The organism is Polyangiaceae bacterium (assembly GCA_020633235.1).
GTDB lineage: Bacteria > Myxococcota_A > Polyangia > Polyangiales > Polyangiaceae > JACKEA01.
Map to the genome: position 1 here is coordinate 199291 of JACKEA010000009.1, position 16796 is coordinate 216086.

General features: G+C 68.5%; 16 protein-coding genes and 1 tRNA gene. 10 read left to right on the plus strand and 7 right to left on the minus strand.

All coding sequences use genetic code 11. The annotated features are described in order from the left end of the window. The 3 genes from H6717_38880 (at window position 1) to H6717_38890 (ending at window position 2614) form a co-directional block, all read left to right on the plus strand. On the plus strand, window positions 1-1353 hold the full coding sequence (locus H6717_38880; GenBank protein MCB9583068.1) for a hypothetical protein: 1353 nt from the start codon (window positions 1-3) through the stop codon (window positions 1351-1353). Between the two features lie 87 nt (window positions 1354-1440). Then, window positions 1441-2076, plus strand: a complete 636-nt coding sequence (locus H6717_38885) for a hypothetical protein (protein ID MCB9583069.1) — start codon at window positions 1441-1443, stop codon at window positions 2074-2076. Between the two features lie 322 nt (window positions 2077-2398). After that, entirely contained in the window at window positions 2399-2614 is a 216-nt protein-coding gene (locus H6717_38890; GenBank protein ID MCB9583070.1) for an HTH domain-containing protein, read from the plus strand. A 378-nt stretch (window positions 2615-2992) separates the two neighbouring features. Here the strand turns inward: H6717_38890 and H6717_38895 are convergent, their stop codons facing one another. Together H6717_38895 and H6717_38900 are read right to left on the minus strand one after the other, a co-directional pair. Further along, window positions 2993-3331: a hypothetical protein gene (locus H6717_38895; GenBank protein MCB9583071.1), complete on the minus strand. Its 339-nt coding sequence runs from the start codon at window positions 3329-3331 to the stop codon at window positions 2993-2995. Window positions 3332-3816: 485 nt separating this feature from the next. Then, window positions 3817-3890 (minus strand) — tRNA-Arg (locus H6717_38900). 133 nt (window positions 3891-4023) lie between these two features. On the opposite strand from H6717_38900, the gene gloB reads away from it, so the two are divergent. Together gloB and H6717_38910 are read left to right on the plus strand one after the other, a co-directional pair. Then, entirely contained in the window at window positions 4024-4794 is a 771-nt protein-coding gene (gene gloB, locus H6717_38905; protein MCB9583072.1) for a hydroxyacylglutathione hydrolase, read from the plus strand. Next, a complete protein-coding gene (locus H6717_38910) occupies window positions 4794-5804 on the plus strand; it encodes an esterase (GenBank protein ID MCB9583073.1) in 1011 nt (336 codons plus the stop codon). Before gloB ends, H6717_38910 begins: the two co-directional genes overlap by 1 nt. Here the strand turns inward: H6717_38910 and H6717_38915 are convergent. Then, window positions 5795-6130, minus strand: a complete 336-nt coding sequence (locus H6717_38915) for a PilZ domain-containing protein (GenBank protein MCB9583074.1) — start codon at window positions 6128-6130, stop codon at window positions 5795-5797. The genes H6717_38910 and H6717_38915 overlap by 10 nt on opposite strands. A gap of 129 nt (window positions 6131-6259) precedes the next feature. Between H6717_38915 and H6717_38920 the strand changes: the two genes are divergently transcribed. After that, on the plus strand, window positions 6260-7666 hold the full coding sequence (locus H6717_38920) for a TIGR02266 family protein (GenBank protein MCB9583075.1): 1407 nt from the start codon (window positions 6260-6262) through the stop codon (window positions 7664-7666). Between the two features lie 86 nt (window positions 7667-7752). Then, window positions 7753-9990: a protein kinase gene (locus H6717_38925; GenBank protein MCB9583076.1), complete on the plus strand. Its 2238-nt coding sequence runs from the start codon at window positions 7753-7755 to the stop codon at window positions 9988-9990. 10 nt (window positions 9991-10000) lie between these two features. Here the strand turns inward: H6717_38925 and H6717_38930 are convergent, their stop codons facing one another. The 4 genes from H6717_38930 to H6717_38945 form a co-directional block, all read right to left on the minus strand. Next, window positions 10001-10609: a hypothetical protein gene (locus H6717_38930; protein ID MCB9583077.1), complete on the minus strand. Its 609-nt coding sequence runs from the start codon at window positions 10607-10609 to the stop codon at window positions 10001-10003. A gap of 6 nt (window positions 10610-10615) precedes the next feature. Next, window positions 10616-11467 (minus strand): hypothetical protein, encoded by an 852-nt coding sequence (locus tag H6717_38935; GenBank protein ID MCB9583078.1) that lies wholly within the window; start codon window positions 11465-11467, stop codon window positions 10616-10618. Between the two features lie 4 nt (window positions 11468-11471). After that, window positions 11472-12161: a YceI family protein gene (locus tag H6717_38940; GenBank protein ID MCB9583079.1), complete on the minus strand. Its 690-nt coding sequence runs from the start codon at window positions 12159-12161 to the stop codon at window positions 11472-11474. Between the two features lie 80 nt (window positions 12162-12241). Beyond that, window positions 12242-13060 carry a hypothetical protein gene (locus H6717_38945; protein MCB9583080.1) on the minus strand — a complete coding sequence of 273 codons (819 nt, stop codon included), beginning with the start codon at window positions 13058-13060 and terminating at the stop codon, window positions 12242-12244. A gap of 115 nt (window positions 13061-13175) precedes the next feature. Here H6717_38945 and H6717_38950 point away from each other — a divergent pair, with 115 nt between their 5' ends. From H6717_38950 to H6717_38960, 3 genes are all read left to right on the plus strand, one after another. Then, complete coding sequence (locus H6717_38950) at window positions 13176-14417, plus strand: hypothetical protein (GenBank protein ID MCB9583081.1); 1242 nt, start codon at window positions 13176-13178, stop codon at window positions 14415-14417. A gap of 133 nt (window positions 14418-14550) precedes the next feature. Next, a complete protein-coding gene (locus tag H6717_38955) occupies window positions 14551-15810 on the plus strand; it encodes a hypothetical protein (GenBank protein ID MCB9583082.1) in 1260 nt (419 codons plus the stop codon). Between the two features lie 89 nt (window positions 15811-15899). After that, entirely contained in the window at window positions 15900-16778 is an 879-nt protein-coding gene (locus tag H6717_38960) for a hypothetical protein (protein MCB9583083.1), read from the plus strand. Window positions 16779-16796: the final 18 nt, after the last annotated feature.

The window sequence follows — 16796 nt, forward strand, 5'->3', positions numbered from 1 at the left end:
ATGAGCTCCCGCGCTCGGCTCGTCGCCCTCGCGCTCGGACCCCTCGTCACCCTCGTGGCGTGTCCCGGGCGGCAAAGCGGCCCGCCGAGCGCGGTGGCCTCCGTGACGCCCGTGCCCTCGGACGCCGGCGCTGCCGGCGAGAGCACGCTGCTCGCGGCGGTGGGCCGAGCGAAGTCCCCGGACGACGTCAATCGCCTGCTCACCAAGCAGATCTGCGATCGCGCCGTTCGCTGCGGCACCATCGGCGAGTCCCAGCGCCCCGAGTGTCTGAAGGGACTGGGGCGGAGTCGCCTCACGTTGGTGTGGGGCACGACGTCGAAGCTCAGCTGGGACGTCCTCGACCACGGTCGGGTTCGCTTCGACGCCTCGCGCAGCAAAGCGTGCGTCTCCGCCTGGCTCTCGGCGAGCTGCTACGGGCCGTGGAGCTTGCCGGAGGGGTGCTCCCGAGTGCCCGCGCCGGTGTGGCTCGAGCCCACGGTGGCCCCCGGAGGAACTTGCAGCCGCTTCGACGAATGCGTGGACGGTTTTTGCTCGAGCACAGCTGCCGGGTGCGACGGAAGGTGCATCGCGCGCTCCCCGACGGGGGGCGAGTGCGGCCCGAACCAGGTGTGCCAGGAGTCGGATTTCTGCGAGGACGGACGCTGCCGGCCTCGAGCCAAGCTCGGTGAAGAGTGCGGCGGTCACTATCTGTACTGCGAGGATGCGCTGTTCTGCGAAGGCTACTTGCCCGAGAACGAGAGCGTCGAGTACGGCTACCCCGAGCAGAAGGGGCACTGCTCCCGGCCGAAACCGGAGGGTTCCGAGTGCTTCACGCTGCGCAGTGACGAGATCTGCGACCCGCGGCTGTTCTGCGACTGGGGCGCCCGCTCTCCCAAGTGCCGACGACGCCTTTCGAAGGACAGTGAATGCCGGTGGCTGGACGCGTGCGCCGAGGGCCTCGTGTGCCGCGGTCTCGTGCTGGAAGGCCGAAGCCCGACCGGCGCCAATCGTATCGGGGTGAGCGTGGCAGGGCGATGCGAGCCAATACTCGATCTAGGCAGCACGTGCGATCCCGCCGCGACCGTCACGGGCTGCCCCCAGTCGATGATCTGTCAGCGCGAGAGCCGCACCTGTCGCTCCAAGGGCCACCCCGGGGACCCCTGCGACTCGGCTTGGTGCGCGCCGAACACCGTGGAGTGTCATCCCAACAGTTGCTTCGCGAGCCTGTACTGCGACCCGAAGAGCCACACCTGTCAGCCGCAACACGCGGAAGGAGAGAGCTGTGTACCGCGGGTGCTCGGACGCGACGACAATCCCTGTTTCCTCTCCGACTGCGACGAGAAGAGCCGTCGCTGTGCGCTGTCGTGCCGGTAGGACCTCGCGACGGGCCAACATAATTCGAGAAATCATTCGAACGGGTTCGATACCCCCGGCTTGGGGGGCGGTGATAGCGTGCCCACGATGCCAAAATCCGCCGTGCTCGCCTGTCTGCCCGTGATTGTCGCTCTGCTCGCTTGCAAGGAAGAAGCGCCTGCGCCGACGCCAACTCCGGTCGCGACGCCCACGCCACCGCCGGCGGCCACGCCCGCCGCCGCCCCAGAGTCCCCCGCCGAGCCCGAGCGCGCGGCCCCGACCGAGCCTCAGCGGAGCGGCAAGCCGGAGCTGCTCACGGCGGACGAGATCGCGTCCCGCCTGAAGCAGACGATGCATGGACATGTGGCCATCCCATCGCAGTCGTTCGGCCTGGCGGTCACCGGCCTGGGCGATATCAGCGTTCTTTCCACCATGTCGCCGAACGGCAAGGAGCTCGTGTTCCACGTCTACGACGCCGAGGGCAAACGCATCCAGAGCCTGCTCAACAAGAACGCAGCCGACTGGCACGCCGTGAAGCTCTTGGCCGTGGCCTTTCCGGACGTGGATGGGGACGGCAACCAGGACTTCGTTGCCTTGGCCAGCTACTCGCCCGGCGCTTTCAACGCTGCCGGCGTGTTCACTCGACCGGGCGGCGGACGCTTCGTGTTCGACGCAGCCCGCTCCGAACGGGCCAGTCGCGGGAGCCCTACCTCGGTGATGGCGGCCGCCCGCGCAGCGCGCTGACAGGGCCTGAGGGTGTGACCGCGGCCGTGGTCCAAGGGATCTCACTCTGAGACGTCGGACTGATCGATATCACCTGATTTCTGCTGCAATTCGCGGCGAACCGGGGCTCCGTCGGCAGGCCTCGGCTCGTGAAGCGGCCGCGGAACCCGAGCAGCGTGCAGGATGCGCCCGGACGCGGTCTTGGAAAAACGCCCCCGGTCCCCCAGCCGGGAATTTCGAGTTTGTTGGGGCTTCCTTGTGAGCGTCGAAGTGTTACCGTGGTGCTCGGACATTAACGGAGGTGGACGTGGCAAAGCGTCAGTCGTGGGTTGCGGGGCGGAAAGTGCAACGACTTCTCGGCCTGCTCCGATGGCTGGCCGCGAAGGATGACTGGGTCAACACCAACGAGATGCGAAAGCTCTACAAGCGGCGAACCATACGCACGGTTCAACGCGACATCGCGGAGCTTCGCAGCGCGGGTGTTCCCATCGAGCGCGACGAGCGCGGCTGGCGCTTGCGCCAGCGCGAGGCGGTGCGCTGGCTGAAGGTCGCTCCCTAGTGGGCGCCTAGCTTCGACATCCAGAGAGGGTTTGTTGGTCCGGCGCGGAACCATCCGCGCCGACGCGTCCGCGACATCGCGTTCGCCTTACCCTCCACGCGGCCAAGCCCAATCACAGCTGCTCGGTACCACGACCCGTGGAGCGCGGTCGTGTATCTCGCGTCCGCCGAGAGTGGGACCGCGGCGCAGAATTGCGCGCGCCGAAGGGCGACATTTCCGGCCCGCCGCCCTGCGACAGACCCTGTCGCAGGGCGGGAGCGTACCACGATTCGCGGTCCGCCGGCGCAGGACCCATGTCTCTGGGGGAACAGGGGCCGAATCCGCACCTTTGCCCCCGAGTCGGTTCCCCTCCCCGGACGTTAGGGCGGCCGTCCCGACTCAGTGCAGTCCCTGCTGCTGCTGTTGCTGTTGTTGCTGCTGCTGCTGCTGTTGCTGCTGTTGCTCCTGAATCACGACGTGCCCCGCTGCGGCCGCCGCGGTGGAACCTGCCAGCTGCGCCGGCGGGTTTTTCGGGCTGCAAACGCATCCCGAGGTGCCGTGCTCCACCAGCACGAAGGCCGTCATCACCATCCCGAGCTCGCCGCAGGACTGGGCGCACGCCGAAGGCCCGCGCTCGTCCTTCTCCAGCTCCTGTGCGCTCTTGTAGCCATGCATACAGCCCGGCAGCGTCGCCAGCAGCGCGGCCAGCGCGAGCCCTACACCCGTTCTTTGCGTCATGATTCCTCCCGCCATGCGGCGCGCCGAGGCCACCGCTTTTTTGCTCCGCAACGTTGCTTTGCGCTGCGCCCCCCGTTCGAGCGCGCCTCCTCGGCGAGCCGGCGACCCAGCGCCGCCTTTCGACTCACCTCGAGCTGCAGGGACGCGCCACGACGCACAGGAGGCCTCCGAGCACGGCCCGAAGGGCCGCGCGCAGGGAACCGGCGACCCAGCGCCACGCCTCGACTCACCTCGAGCTGCAGGGACGCGCCACGACGCACAGGAGGCCTCCGAGCACGGCCCGAAGGGCCGCGCGCAGGGAACCGGTCCGGACCCCGTGTGCATAGTGACTCAGCGCGCCCGAGAGGATTCGAGCCGGCGACCCAGTGTCACTCCGCGACTCACTCCGAGCTGCAAGGACGCGCTTGGACTCCAATAAGGCCGCGAGCCGGGCCGAAGGCCCGGCGAAGCGAACCGGTCCGCCCCCGGTGTGCATAGTGACTCAGCGCGCCCGGCAGGATTCGAACCTGCGACCTACGGCTCCGGAGGCCGTCGCTCTATCCAGCTGAGCTACGGGCGCGAGGGGACGGCAGGTGTAGCGCAGCTTTCGCTCCGTGCGAAGGGGCGAAAGCCTCGAACATCTCCGCGCTCGCCTCCACCGCCGCGGGAACCGGGGCCTGGCGGTCCGAGAGCGTTCAGGTACCCTGCGCGCGATGCAGATCACGCCCATTTCCTGCCTGCGAGACAACTTCGCCTACCTGATCCACGCCGACGGCAGCGATCGCGCCCTGGTCGTCGATCCGAGCGAGGCCGCCCCGGTCATCGCGGCCCTCGAGGCGGCGGGGCTCACGCTGGTGGGGATCCTCAGCACGCACCACCACTGGGACCACGTGGGGGGCAACGAGGAGCTGTGTGCGCGCTTCGACGATCTGGAGGTGTACGGCCACGCGTCCGACGCCGACGGCGGCCGGATCCCGGGACAGACCCATCGCCTCGAGCACGAGCAAACCTTCGAAGCGGCGGGCCTCGCGTTCCGAGCGCTGCACATCCCGGGACACACCACCGGCGCGGTCGCCTATCTGGTGGAAGACGCGGTGTTCACCGGCGACACGCTGTTCGCCGCGGGCTGCGGTCGCTTGTTCGAAGGCACGCCGGCCATGATGTACGCGTCCCTCAACGAAAAGCTCGGCGCATTGCCCGACGCGACCCGCGTGTACTTCGGTCACGAATACACCGAGAACAACCTGCGCTTCGCCGCCCACGTGGAGCCGAGCAACGCCGACGTGAAGGCCAAAGCGGAGCGCGCCGCCGCCCTCCGTGCCCGGGGAGAGCCCACGACGCCCTCCACCATCGGCGAAGAGCGTCTCACCAATCCGTTCATGCGCTGCGACAGCGCCGAGATCCGGCACAGCGTGAAGCTCGACGCGACGGCCACCCCCGTGGACGTCCTCGCCGCCGTGCGGTCCGCCAAAGACGCGTTCTGATGCGTCGCTCCATCTTGCTCGCCGCGCTGCTGCAGGTCGCCTGCGACGGCTGCGGCCATTCGCCGCCGGCCGCCACGACCGACGTCCCAGCGCGGCCATCCGTCACCCGAGCGCCCTCCGCCGCTCCCCGCGGCAGCGCCCCCGCCGCGCCCAGCGCCAGCGCGGATCCAGGCCCGTTGCTGCCGGCCAAGGAGCTCACGTGGGTCTACGACACCACGCCCACGGGACCGATCCAGGTCGTCATCAGCTTGCCGGTACGCCGCGAATCCCAGCGCTTTCCAGTGCTCGTGGCGCTGCATGGTCGCGGCGAGGCCTTCAAGGGTCCGGCCCGCGGCGCCCGCGGCTGGATCGACGACTACTGGCTGCCCAAGGCCATCGAGCGCTTGCACGAGCCGCCTCTGACGAAGAAGGACTTCCTCGACATCGTCGACGAAGCGCGGCTCGCGAAGCTGAACGCCAGCCTCGAGAAGGAGCCGTATCACGGGCTCATCGTGGTGTGCCCGTACACCCCCGACGTGCTGGCCGGGGACAAGCCCTTCAGCGCCGTCACGCCCTTCGCCACCTGGCTCGTAGAAGAGCTCTTGCCGCGCGTGAAGCGCGAGACGCCCGCCATCGGCAAGCCGGAGGCGACGGGCATCGATGGCGTCAGCCTGGGGGGCCGCGTGTCGCTGCTGACCGGGCTCGAACGCCCCGAGGCGTTTGGTGACGTGGCGACGCTACAGGCCGCCTTCGATTCCGAGGATGCGCCGGAGCTGACGCGTCGTGCCCGCGCCGCAACGACAAGAAACCCAAAGCTCGAGCTGCGGCTGCTCACCAGCGACGGTGACTTCTTCCTGCGCGCGACCCGCACCATCTCGAAGGCCTGGACGGACGCCGGCATCGCGCATCAGTTCGTCGAGATACCGGGACCGCACGACTATCCGTTCAACCGCGGCCCGGGCGCATACGAGATGCTGCTGTTCCACGACCGCGTGCTGCGCGGCGAGCCCCCGCCCATTCCTCAGCCGTAGCTCTCGTCGCCCAACAGATCGAGCAGGGCCCGGAGCGTGGCACCGGAGTCGTGATCGAAGCGCACGCCGGCGCGGGCCGGAGAGCCGCGATGGCTCCAGACCACGTGCCCGACGAGCACCACCGGCTCCCACCGATTCGGCGTTTCCACCGTGAGACGCACCGCCGAGCCGGCAGCCAGATGCGCGCGCACCTCGAGCTGTGCACCGCCCAGGCCCAGATCCAAAACGTGCACTTGCCCGCGGAAACCGACGGTGGGCGCCTCCAGGGTGGCCCGCAGGCTCACGGGGCGGCGTCCGAACGCCCGGAAGTGCTCGTGAAGGGGCATTTTTTGCGTGTCCCACGCTACCACGGGGAGGCTCCAACTACTTGGGGTACAAGCGGCGGCTCCGCTACGATAAGTTCCCCATCATCGGGTGCGCTGCCTCGGCGCGCCCTCATTGGAGACCTATCCAACATGGCCCAGGATACGCGAAAAGACCCGCGGGCGAAGGTGCTCACGATGACCGTGCGCTACAAGAGCGCCACTCTCGACGAGTTCATCGAGCATCACTCGCACGACGTCAGCCGCGGCGGCATGTTCATCAAGACGCCGTCCCCCTTCCCGCCCGGAACGCTCCTCAAGTTCGAGGTGAAGATCGCCGACGACAAGAAGGTGATGCAGGGCGTCGGCCGCGTGGTGTGGAAGCGCGAGCCACCGGAGTCCGGCGAGGACCGCCCGGCCGGCATGGGCGTGAAGTTCATCAAGATCGACGACGATTCCACCAAGGTGATCGATCAGTTGGTGGCTGGGCGGAAAGAAGGCACCAGCGCCTTCGAGGCAGGAGAAGCCGGTAGCGTTCCCGTCAAGGCCGCGCCCAAGCCGGAGCCGGAGCCCAAGCCCGAGCCCGAGCCCGAGAAGAAGGCCGAGCCCGAGAAGAAGCCCGCCGAGGGCCCCATCCGCAAGGCCACCATGATCGGCCTCGGTGCGATGGCCTCGTCGAAGCCACCCCAGAAGGAGCCCGAGCCCGAGAAGAAGCCCGAGCCCGAGAAGGAAAGCGGCGGTTTCTTCCCCGAAACGGACGCCGAGAAGGACATGCCTCCGCCGGAGGACCGCACGGTGATGAAGCAGGCCGCGGAGCTGCTGGCCGATGCGCTGCGGGAAGCCGGGGGCTCGATGGAAGAGGTGGGCGAAGCCAAGCCCGCGGAGCCCAAAGAAGAGAAGAAGCCCGAGCCCGAGAAGAAGGAAGAGAAGCCGGCGGCCGCCGAGGCGAAGGAAGAGAAGAAGCCCGAGCCCGAGAAGAAACCCGAGCCCGAGAAGAAGCCCGAGCCGGCTCCGGCCTCGGGTCGCGTCGAGAAGGAAGAGAAGAAGCCCGAGCCGAGGGTCGCCCTCGCCTCCGAGGCACCTTCGGCTTCGGAAGGTGGTGGTTCTGGCGGCAAGGCGATCGCGCTGCTGCTCGGCGTCGCCGCGGCGGCGGGCATCGCGTTCCTGTTGACGCGGGAGAAGGCCCCGGAGCCGACGCCGCCGGTGATCGACAGTGCGCCGACACAAACCGCGGAGCCTCCCCCCACCAACACCGAGCCGGAAGCCGCCGCGCCGGCGGCGGAGGAAGACGCCGCGACGGAAGCGGCGGACGCCGCAGCGTCGGCCGAGCCCAGCGCATCCGCGCCGGAGCCGGCGGCAACGCCGACTCCGAAGCCGGCGCCCACACCCAAGCCCGCGCCCACACCGAAGCCGGCCCCCACACCGAAGCCGGCCCCGACGCCCAAGCCCGCGCCCACGCCCAAGCCGGCCCCGACGCCCAAGCCCACGGCCGCACCTACACCGGCCCCCACGCCCAAGCCGGCGCCCACGTCCACCGGCGAGAGCGACAACCCTTACTGACACGCGCCCGCGAAGGGGCGATTTTCTTCGCACCTTCGCGGGGATGCGTCACGCCGAGGGGGCAGACGTACTAGAATCCTCTGCCCATGTCCGGCTCCCCGAGCAGCGAGCGCGGCGACGATGACGCCGCGAGCGATCCGCGGGTGGGATCCGTCCTCGCCGACCGCTACCGCATCGACTCCCTGCTCGGTGAGGGCGGCATGGGCAGGGTGTACGCCGCCGAGCACGTGCTCATGCGCAAGCGCTTGGCGATCAAGATCCTGCACCGGGAGCTCACCACGGTGCCGGACGTGGTGGCGCGCTTCGAGCGGGAGGCGATGGCCGCCGCCAACATCGACCACCCCAACGTGGCGACAGCCACGGACTTCGGCAAGCTGCCCGACGGCTCCGTGTTCCTCGTGCTCGAGTTCGTGCGGGGCAAGAACTTGCGGGACGAGATCGCCGAAGGTCCCTTCGCAGTGGAGCGCGCGCTTCACATCGCCCGTCAGGTGGCGTCGGCGCTCGCGAGCGCGCACTCGCTGGACATCGTCCATCGCGACCTGAAGCCCGAGAACGTGATGTTGGTGAAGAAGGGCAACGACCCCGACTTCGCCAAGGTGTTGGACTTCGGCATCGCCAAGGTGCCCATCGGGGAAGCGGGCGCGACCGGCAAGGCGATCACCAAGGTGGGGATGGTGTTCGGCACGCCGGAGTACATGGCCCCGGAGCAGGCCCTGGGTCAGCCGGTGGACGGCCGCGCCGATCTCTACGCCTTGGGCATCATCGTGTACGAAATGCTGGCGGGCGTTCGCCCCTTCAGCAGCAAGAGCCCGGTGGGCATCTTGGGGCAGCAGCTCTCCAAGGCGCCGCCGTCCTTCGCGGAGCGCGCGCAGGGGCTGATCATCCCACCGCAGGTGGAGCACTTCGTGATGCAGCTGCTCGCGAAGGAAGCGGGGGATCGCATCCAGACCGCTACCGCCGTGGTCGAGGCCCTCGACGTACTACTGGGCCCCACCCCGGCGCGCGGTGGCCACGTATTCACCATGCCCGGCGGCTCGGTGGCGTCCCATGCGGTGTCGAGCCCCAGCTTCCACTCGATCCCCGATCTCGAATCCCCCAGCTCCGAGCACATCAGCGTGCCCAATCTTCCGGCGCCGCCCTTGGGCAGCTCCGAGAGCTGGGAGGTTCCAGACGAAGCGTTGGGCTCCGATCCGCGAGCCTCGGTGCCGTCCGATCCTCGCGGCTCCATGCCGTCCTATTCGTCCGACCCCCGAGCCTCGATTCCGTCCTACCCCGGCAGCTCGCCGGACATCGCCATGGCGCCGAGCAGCGGTGGAACGTTGGTCGGAGGGTTGGCAGCTCCGCCATCCAGCGCCCTCGGTAGCGGACCGCACCCGCGGGTCGAAATGGCGAGCGCGCCGAGCCTCCGCCACAAGCCCAGTGCGAGCCCCGCTCGGGAGCTGCTCGAGAAGATCTACGACTTCATTGACGATCTCCGTGACAAGCTGCCGCCAAACGTGCGGCGGCCGCTGAAGGACGTCCCCACCCCGGCATTCCTGATCGCCGCCGTCGTGCTCGCCCTGGGCGCCATCTTCGGCGCCGTGCTGTTGGTGGTGGCGCTGGCCGCGGGGCACTCCTCCACTGCTCCGCTGGCGAGCGCATCCAGCGCGCCGCCGGCGAGTGCGTCCGCCGCACCGATGCCGGACGTGCCGCGCCCTTCCGATTCGGAGCTCGCCCGCGCGCGTCAAGGGGGTGCCGCCGCGCTGGCAACACTGGCGACCAAGTTTCCGAAGGACGCCGAGCTCTTGGTCGAGCTGACGAAGGCGCAGATCGCCGAACGGCGCCACGCCTCCGCGGCCATGACCGTCAGCAAGGCCCTGGCCCTGGATCCGGCACTCAACAAGAACCCCGAGATCGCCAGCGCCCTGTGGGCCTTGTCACAAACGAAGGAAGGCGGAGAGGCGGCATTTCAGCTGTTGGAAGGGCCGATGGGCGCGAAGGGCGCCGACATCATCTACGAGCTCTCCACCACCAGCGGCATCCGCACCAGCGTGAAGCAGCGCGCCGCCAAGTGGCTCACCACGGAGCAGTTCCAGAAGAACTCGTCCCCCGAGCTGAACATCCTGGTCGCGCTGGTACAATCCAAGAGCTGTGAGCAGCAGCACGCGCTCTTGCTCCGCGCGAAGAACGTAGGAGACGCTCGCACGCTGAAGCTCCTCACGGGCTGGCGCGACAACAAAGCCGGCTGCGGCCGCCGCGGTCGCGACGATTGCCACCCGTGCTTGCGAAAAGACGAGCGCCTGAGCGACGCCATCAGCGCCATCGAAAAGCGCGACAAAGGCTGACGCACGCTTTTCATTTGGATGTCGGTCCGCCGCGGAACCTCGCGGCCCCCCACGCAAGCCACGCGACGATCTGCGTTGGCAGGTACCACAGCACCACGCCCTGTGGCGCGACCGCGAGCAGGAGCGGCACGCCGACGAAGACCGGCAGCCACAGGCTCTTGGCCCGGCGTGCCGCCCGTTGCGCCATCTGTACCGCCGCGGGGGACGCCTCCCGCTGCGCAAGGCTCTGCCACAGCCGGAGATTCTGCTTCAGACGAAGCAGGCCGACGACACCGACCAGGACCCCCACGCCGAGACCGGTGAGCGGCGCGCGCTGGCCCAAGTTGCCGAGCCAGGCGCCGTCCGGTCGATGCGAAGCAAGCAGCGACCAGACGCCAACGAAGAGCACGACGCGCAAGAGCGGACCGGGCAGGCTCGCCATCGCGTTACCGAGCTGGAGGCGCCGGAGGTGCCGCTGCCTCTCCTCGAGGCTGGCAGCGTCGTCGACCTCGCCCACGGGGTACTTGCGCCAGAACCAGGCGTTGACCTGCTCGGCGAGGGCGAAGACCACACCTGCCGCGGCCAACCGGAGCTCCCAAGGCACGGCATCAGCATGCGCATCGGAGCGGCGGCTGTCCATCGACGGCTACTGATAGCCGTAGTCGATGTCGGATGCTTCGTCGCTGGAGGTGGCCGGAGCCACGCTCGGTGTGAGGGGCACCAAGGCGCGCCAGAGTGCAACAGCACCGAGCAGCGCGGTTCCCACGAGCTGCAGCGGCAGCCGCCGGCGGAGCCGGGCGGCCTTCGGCAGCGCCAGTGCCAGCGGCACGAGCGACAGAATGCCGAGCACGGGTCCGCGCATTTCTGCATACACGAACGTGAGCGCGATCACGCCCCACAGCAGAGTCGCGAGCACCGGGGCTACGGTCTCGAACCGCATGGCGCGTCGGGACAAGAGTGCGGCGACGCCCAAGCCGCCGCACGCCGCGGCGACCATGCCGCCGAACTCCCCGACGACCAACGTTCCCGACGCCGCGCACGCTGCGGCAATCACGCTGCCCGCCAGAGTGACGGCGAAGGCGGCGGAGGCAGGGCGTTGGCCCGCGAGGGCGAAGCGGAGCACCTGGCTCAGGGTGACGAGGGCCGCAGCGGCGAGCACGAGCGCGCCCGACAGCTCCCACGCCGAAAGGCGCGCGGCGAGCGGTCGCAGGACGATCCAGGCTGCGACCGCCGACGCCACGATGGCGACGAGCCAACGCCCGCGGGGAGCGAGCAGTGCCCACACGAGGCCCACGGCGGCCAAGTGCGGCATCCACTGCGTCACGTCCGTGGGCGCCCAATCCACGCCGCTCAGTCCGAAGTGACCCACGACGTAGGCCAGCGCCAGAGCGAGGGGCAGCGCCTTCCCCTCCCCCGCCCGCCGAGGTCGGGCTCCGAGCAGCAGGACGAAGGCTACGATGCTCGGGGCCACCACCCAGGCGAGCGCCACGGGGGTCACGGACTTATTTCCGAACGCCTTCGACGGCGACGGTGAGGCGCAGCTCGTCGCTGGCGGCGGCGAGCATGTTCTTCATGTCGAAGTCCGAGCGCTTGATCGTGAAGCTGCCCTCGAAGCCGGTGCGGAAGGACTTGTCCACGGGGAACTCTCCGGCGCCCACGTGCGTCATCTCCACCGTGACGGGCTTGGTCACACCATGGAGCGTGAGATCGCCGGTCACCTTGTACTTGCCGTCGCCGGCGGCCTCGATCTTCGTGCTCTTGAAGGTGATCTTCGGGAACTGCGTCGCGTTCAAGAAGTCGCCGCCCTTGAGGTGGTCGTCCCGCTTCTTGACGGCGGTGAACACGCTCCCTGCGTCCGCCTCGATCTCGACCGAGCTCTTGTCGGGCTCGTCTGCCAGGTTCATCTTGCCGGTGACCTTGGTGAACATGCCGTAGGTCCAAGAGAAGCCGGCATGCTTCGCCGAGAACACGATGGTGGAGTGAGCGGGGTCGAGCTCGTAGCTGCCCTTGGCATCCGCCAGCTTGGGCGCGGCACCTGGTTCTTGCGCCGCCGTGGGTGCCGGCGGTGTGTCCGCCTTCTTCACCGGCTCCTGAGCGGACGTCGGCTCGCTCTTGGGGGTTTCCTTCTTGTCGTCGCAGGCCGAAACCGCAACTGAGAGGGCCAAAACCGTGGCAATCGTCGAAAGCTTCATGGCTCACTGCATTCCGCCGGGGAGCCCTCGCGACAACCACCGGAAAGAGCAACGGACTGTTGCGCTCGATTGAACAACGCTCAGCGCGTGTGAACGAACGCCGCTGTTCGGCACATACCCTTGTCGTCGTAGGTCAGGAGCAGCTCCGGCCCCCCTCCCCGTGCCCCTGGTGGCGGCCGGTAAAAGGAATAGAACGCCTGCCCTTTGGCCGTGCACGGTGCCGTCGTGGTGTCGCGGCAGACATGGGCGCTGCCGAGGTAGCCCTCGATCTCGTGCCGTCGCTTGCCGACCAACGACTGGGCGGGGGGTAGCGGGTCCACCACGAAGTGTCCTCGGGCTCGGCGCACCTTCACCAGTGCGCTGCCCAGGGCGCCGAGGGGGCCGGGCCGGCCTTCGGAGGGCGGCCGTCCGTCGAAGACGCTCTTGTCGGCTTCGGTGGTGCAGCGGCGCAGGTAGCTACCCCCGCACGCGCAGTCGCAGTGACCGAGCAGGGCGCACGGGCAGGAGCAATGCCCACTGGTGACGACGCACCCCGCCGTTGCACGACAAGCTGCCTCGGCCGCGTGAATCGCTGCCACCGTGACGGCGGGGTCGGCGTCGCTGCCGATCAGATCCGCATGGCGTACCGCGCGCTCGCAGTCGTTCTCGGCAGGGCGACACTCGAGCGCGCTGTAGGTGGGTTGCTCCAGGATGCAGCCTTTGGTGCGGGCGCAGTCGTGCGGCTCGCGACCGCTGCAGCCGTCGGCGGCAACCTGGGAAACCTTGGGGCTCGAAGCGGGCGGCGCCGCGAGCGTCGAAGGGGCGGCGCTGGGGGGCGCCGTAACGCGAGCGTCCGGCGCGCGCTCCCGACTGCAGGCGAGCGCGACGACCCCGAAGAGCAGCAGCGCCGTTCGTGCCATGCGTCCAGCTTACGCCATCGCGCCGGGCGCGAGGTTCCGCGCCGTGAAAACCCCCAAATGCCCCTGGATGAAAAAGGTGCGAGGAACGGCGGCTGTCGGTACTCTCGGAACCACGATGAAGACCGTCCTCCGTTTGGGTGTTCCGTTGCTGTTGTTGCTGGTGCCCGCGCTGGTGGATTGCGGAGCCCTGTCGAAGTTCCCCGGAGGTGGGGACTGCCCGAGCACGGCGGAAGCGGCGATGGACGCGAACTTCGGCCTGAAGGGCGAAGTGGAGGGCAAGGTGAAGGCGGCGCTGGCAGCAGGCGCAGCGCTGCAAGGGTTGGCGGCAGAGGTCGAGGCAGACGTGGCGACGGCCTGCGGCAACCTGGCCAAAGACCTTGGCGCCTCGAGCGACGACATCGAGCCCAAGGAAGACGGCCCCGGCAAGAAGGCCGAAGCCGCCTGCCAGGCCGCGGTGAAGGCCCTTGGCGACGTGAAAGCCAAGGCCAAGGGCACGCTGCAGGTGAAGGTGATCCCGCCGAAGTGCTCGGCATCCATGAACGCCATGGCGGACTGCGCCGCGAAGTGCGACGCCAAGGTGGAACCCGGTTCGGCCAAGGTCACCTGCGAGGGTGGAGAGATCAGCGGAAAGTGCAGCGGCAAGTGCAAGGGCTCCTGCACGGTGGAGGCTGGCGCTTCCTGCGAAGGGAGCTGCAGCGCCACCTGCGAAGGCGAGTGCTCGGCATCGTTCAGCGGCAAGTGCGACGGCAAGTGTGACGGCAAGTGCGACGGCGCGGCCATGAGCGGCGGCGAGTGCTCCGGGACTTGCGACGGCAAGTGCAAGGGCTCGGGCGAAGGCAGCTGCGCGGGCACCTGCAAGGGAGAGTGCAGCGCTCAGTGCACCATGAAGGGCAAGGCCGACTGCAGCGGCGAGTGCTCCGGCGGCTGCAGCGTGGAGCTCGAAGAGCCGAAGTGCAGCGGCGAGGTGAAGCCGCCCAAGATGAGCGCCGACTGCAAGGCGAGCTGCGATGCGCAGCTGAGCGCCAAGGTGGAGTGCGTTCCGGCGCAGGCGCGGGTGAGCATCGCCGGCGCGGCCGACGCTGGAGCGGCAGCCAAGCTCAAGGCAGCCATCAAGGCGAACCTCCCGGGGATCCTGAAAGTGACGCTGGGGCTCAAGGGCAAGCTCGAACGTGCCATCGGCCAGGTGAAAGCCACCTTGGAAGGGGCGAAGGCCGTGGTCAGCGGTGGCGGCGCGGCGGCGTTGAAGGCGGGCGCCTGCGTCGCGGCGTCGCTCAAGGCGCAGGCTGACGCTGCGGTGAGCATCAACGTGTCCGTGAAGGCGAGCGCCTCCGCCAGCGCCTCGGCCGGTGCCGGCTGAGACGCGTCTGGACACTCGCCGGACAGTGTCCGGACGCGCGGGACGACCACGGCGGATTTTTGCGGCAAACCCCTGAATTTCATCGCGCGGTGCGCTGGCGCACGCCTTGCACGGGTGCGCTCTCCGGCGCACCATGGATTCCTTGGCACACTTGAAGACACTGGGCTCCATCGTCTTCGCCGTCGGGCTCGCAGCTGCGTGCTCCGCGGCCGGTGGTGGCGATGATCCGAAGGGCGGCAGCGGCGGCGGCGGCAGCAGCGGCAGCGGCAACACCGGCAACACCGGCAACACGGGGGGCGGCGCAACCGGCGGAGGTGGCGGGCTGGATCTGGATTCCGGCAGCACCGGCGGGACCGGAGGCACCACGGATCCCGGAGACGCCGCGTGCCAGAGCTTCACCCAAGAAGCCAAGCAGCTGTACGAGCCCGCGGACATCATCTGGGCCGTGGACACTTCCGGCAGCATGCTCGAGGAAGCCGCCGCGGTTCAGCAGAACATCAACGCCTTCAGCCAGCAGATCGTCGCCAGCGGCATCGACGTGCACGTGGTGATGCTGGCGGGCTACCAGTTCTTGATCCTACCGGGCATCTGCGTCCCAGGGCCGCTTGGCTCGGGGCAGTGTCCGCCCAACGGCTCGGACACCAACCTGCCGCATTTCTTCCACCATCCAAACGCCTTCATCGACAGCGTGGACGCGGCCCGGCAGCTGGTCGAACGCTTTCCCGAGTACAAGCAGATGCTGCGCCCCGGCGCGCTCAAGTACGTGGTGGTCGTGACGGACGACGACTCCCGCACCGGAACCGGCTCCGGCGGCACCGGAGATCCGGGCCCCTACGACAACAACCCCGACAAGTTCATCCAGGACTTCACCAACTTGGATCCGATGCTGTCGAACGGCGGGCAGCCGAACTGGAAGCTCTCTGCCGTGTACTCCTTCACCCAGTGCCCGAATGCCGCCGCGGTGGGCCAGGTGTGGAAGGCGATCGTGAACAAGACCGGCGGCGTCCACGGGGACATCTGCAACTGCACCAACGCCGCCCTGTGCGCCCAGACGTTCCAGACCGTCTTCAACGAGCTCGCCACCAAGATCATCCAAGGCGCGCAGCCGCTCACCTGCGAGTGGCAGATCCCGGCGCCACCCGCCGGACAGAAGCTGGACCCGACCAAGGTGAACGTGGAGTTCATCAACCAGGTCCAGGGCACCCAGGAGACCATCTACCACGTGGACGGCGCGAGCTCCTGCGACCCGACTTTGGGCGGCTGGTACTACAACGACAACAACTTCCCCACGAGCGTGAAGGCCTGCCCGGCGACCTGCAGCAAGATCACCGCCGTCACCACGGCCAAGATCAACGTGCTCTTCGGCTGCGCCACTCAGAACATCCCCCGCTGAGCGATTCTTGCGGAGTGCAGGACTCCTTTTGCCTGCCTGCTAACGGGCCGTTCCGGTACTGACGGAACGGACACTCACCGGGTGAAAACATGATCAAGCGCTTTCCTTCGTGGCTCCTCGTTCTTTGCTTGGGCAGCGCGGCCGTCGCGGCTGCCTGCTCCTCCTCCAGCAACAGCGCCACGGGCTCCGGCGGCGGCAACGGCAGTGGAGGGGGCGGGGGTAGCGCGGGCACCAACACCACGGTGGCGGGGGACCTGCCCTGCGACGTGGCGCAGCTGATGAGCGACTACTGCGTGACCTGCCACTCGAACCCGCCGCTCCAGGGCGTGCCCATCTCCATGCTCAGCTATGCGGACCTCACCGCCCCGTACAAGGGGTCGACCGTGGCTCAGGTCGCCCTGGCCCGGATGAAGGACGCCGCTTCTCCCATGCCGCCCACCGGCATGCTGCCCGCTCCGCAGATCGCCGCCCTCGAGAGCTGGATCAACGCGGGAATGCCGCCGGGCACCTGCGGCACCACTCCGGACGACGCCGGAACCACACAGTACCCGCTGGTGTGCACCAGTGGGACGCAGTGGCTGCTGGGCAACCACGGCTCTCAAAAGATGCATCCTGGCGTCGCCTGCATCGACTGCCACAGCAAGAGCTTTGGAAACGAGGTTCCCGCGCTGCTCATCGCCGGCACGGTGTACCCCTCGCCCCGAGAGCCGGACGACTGCAATGGCGCTCCCAACATCACCGTGGAGGTCACGGACTCGCAGAACAAGACCGTGACCATGACCACGAACAGCGCCGGCAATTTCATGTACAACGCGTTTCAGGGTCAGCTCGCCCCGCCGTTCACTGCAAAGGTGATGGCCAACGGCCAGGAAAGGGCCATGAAGGCTCCGGTGCCCACCGGGGACTGCAACAGCTGTCACACCCAAGACGGTTTGAACGGAGCACCGGGTCGCATCTACGCACCCTGAATGAATTCGCCCACGGCG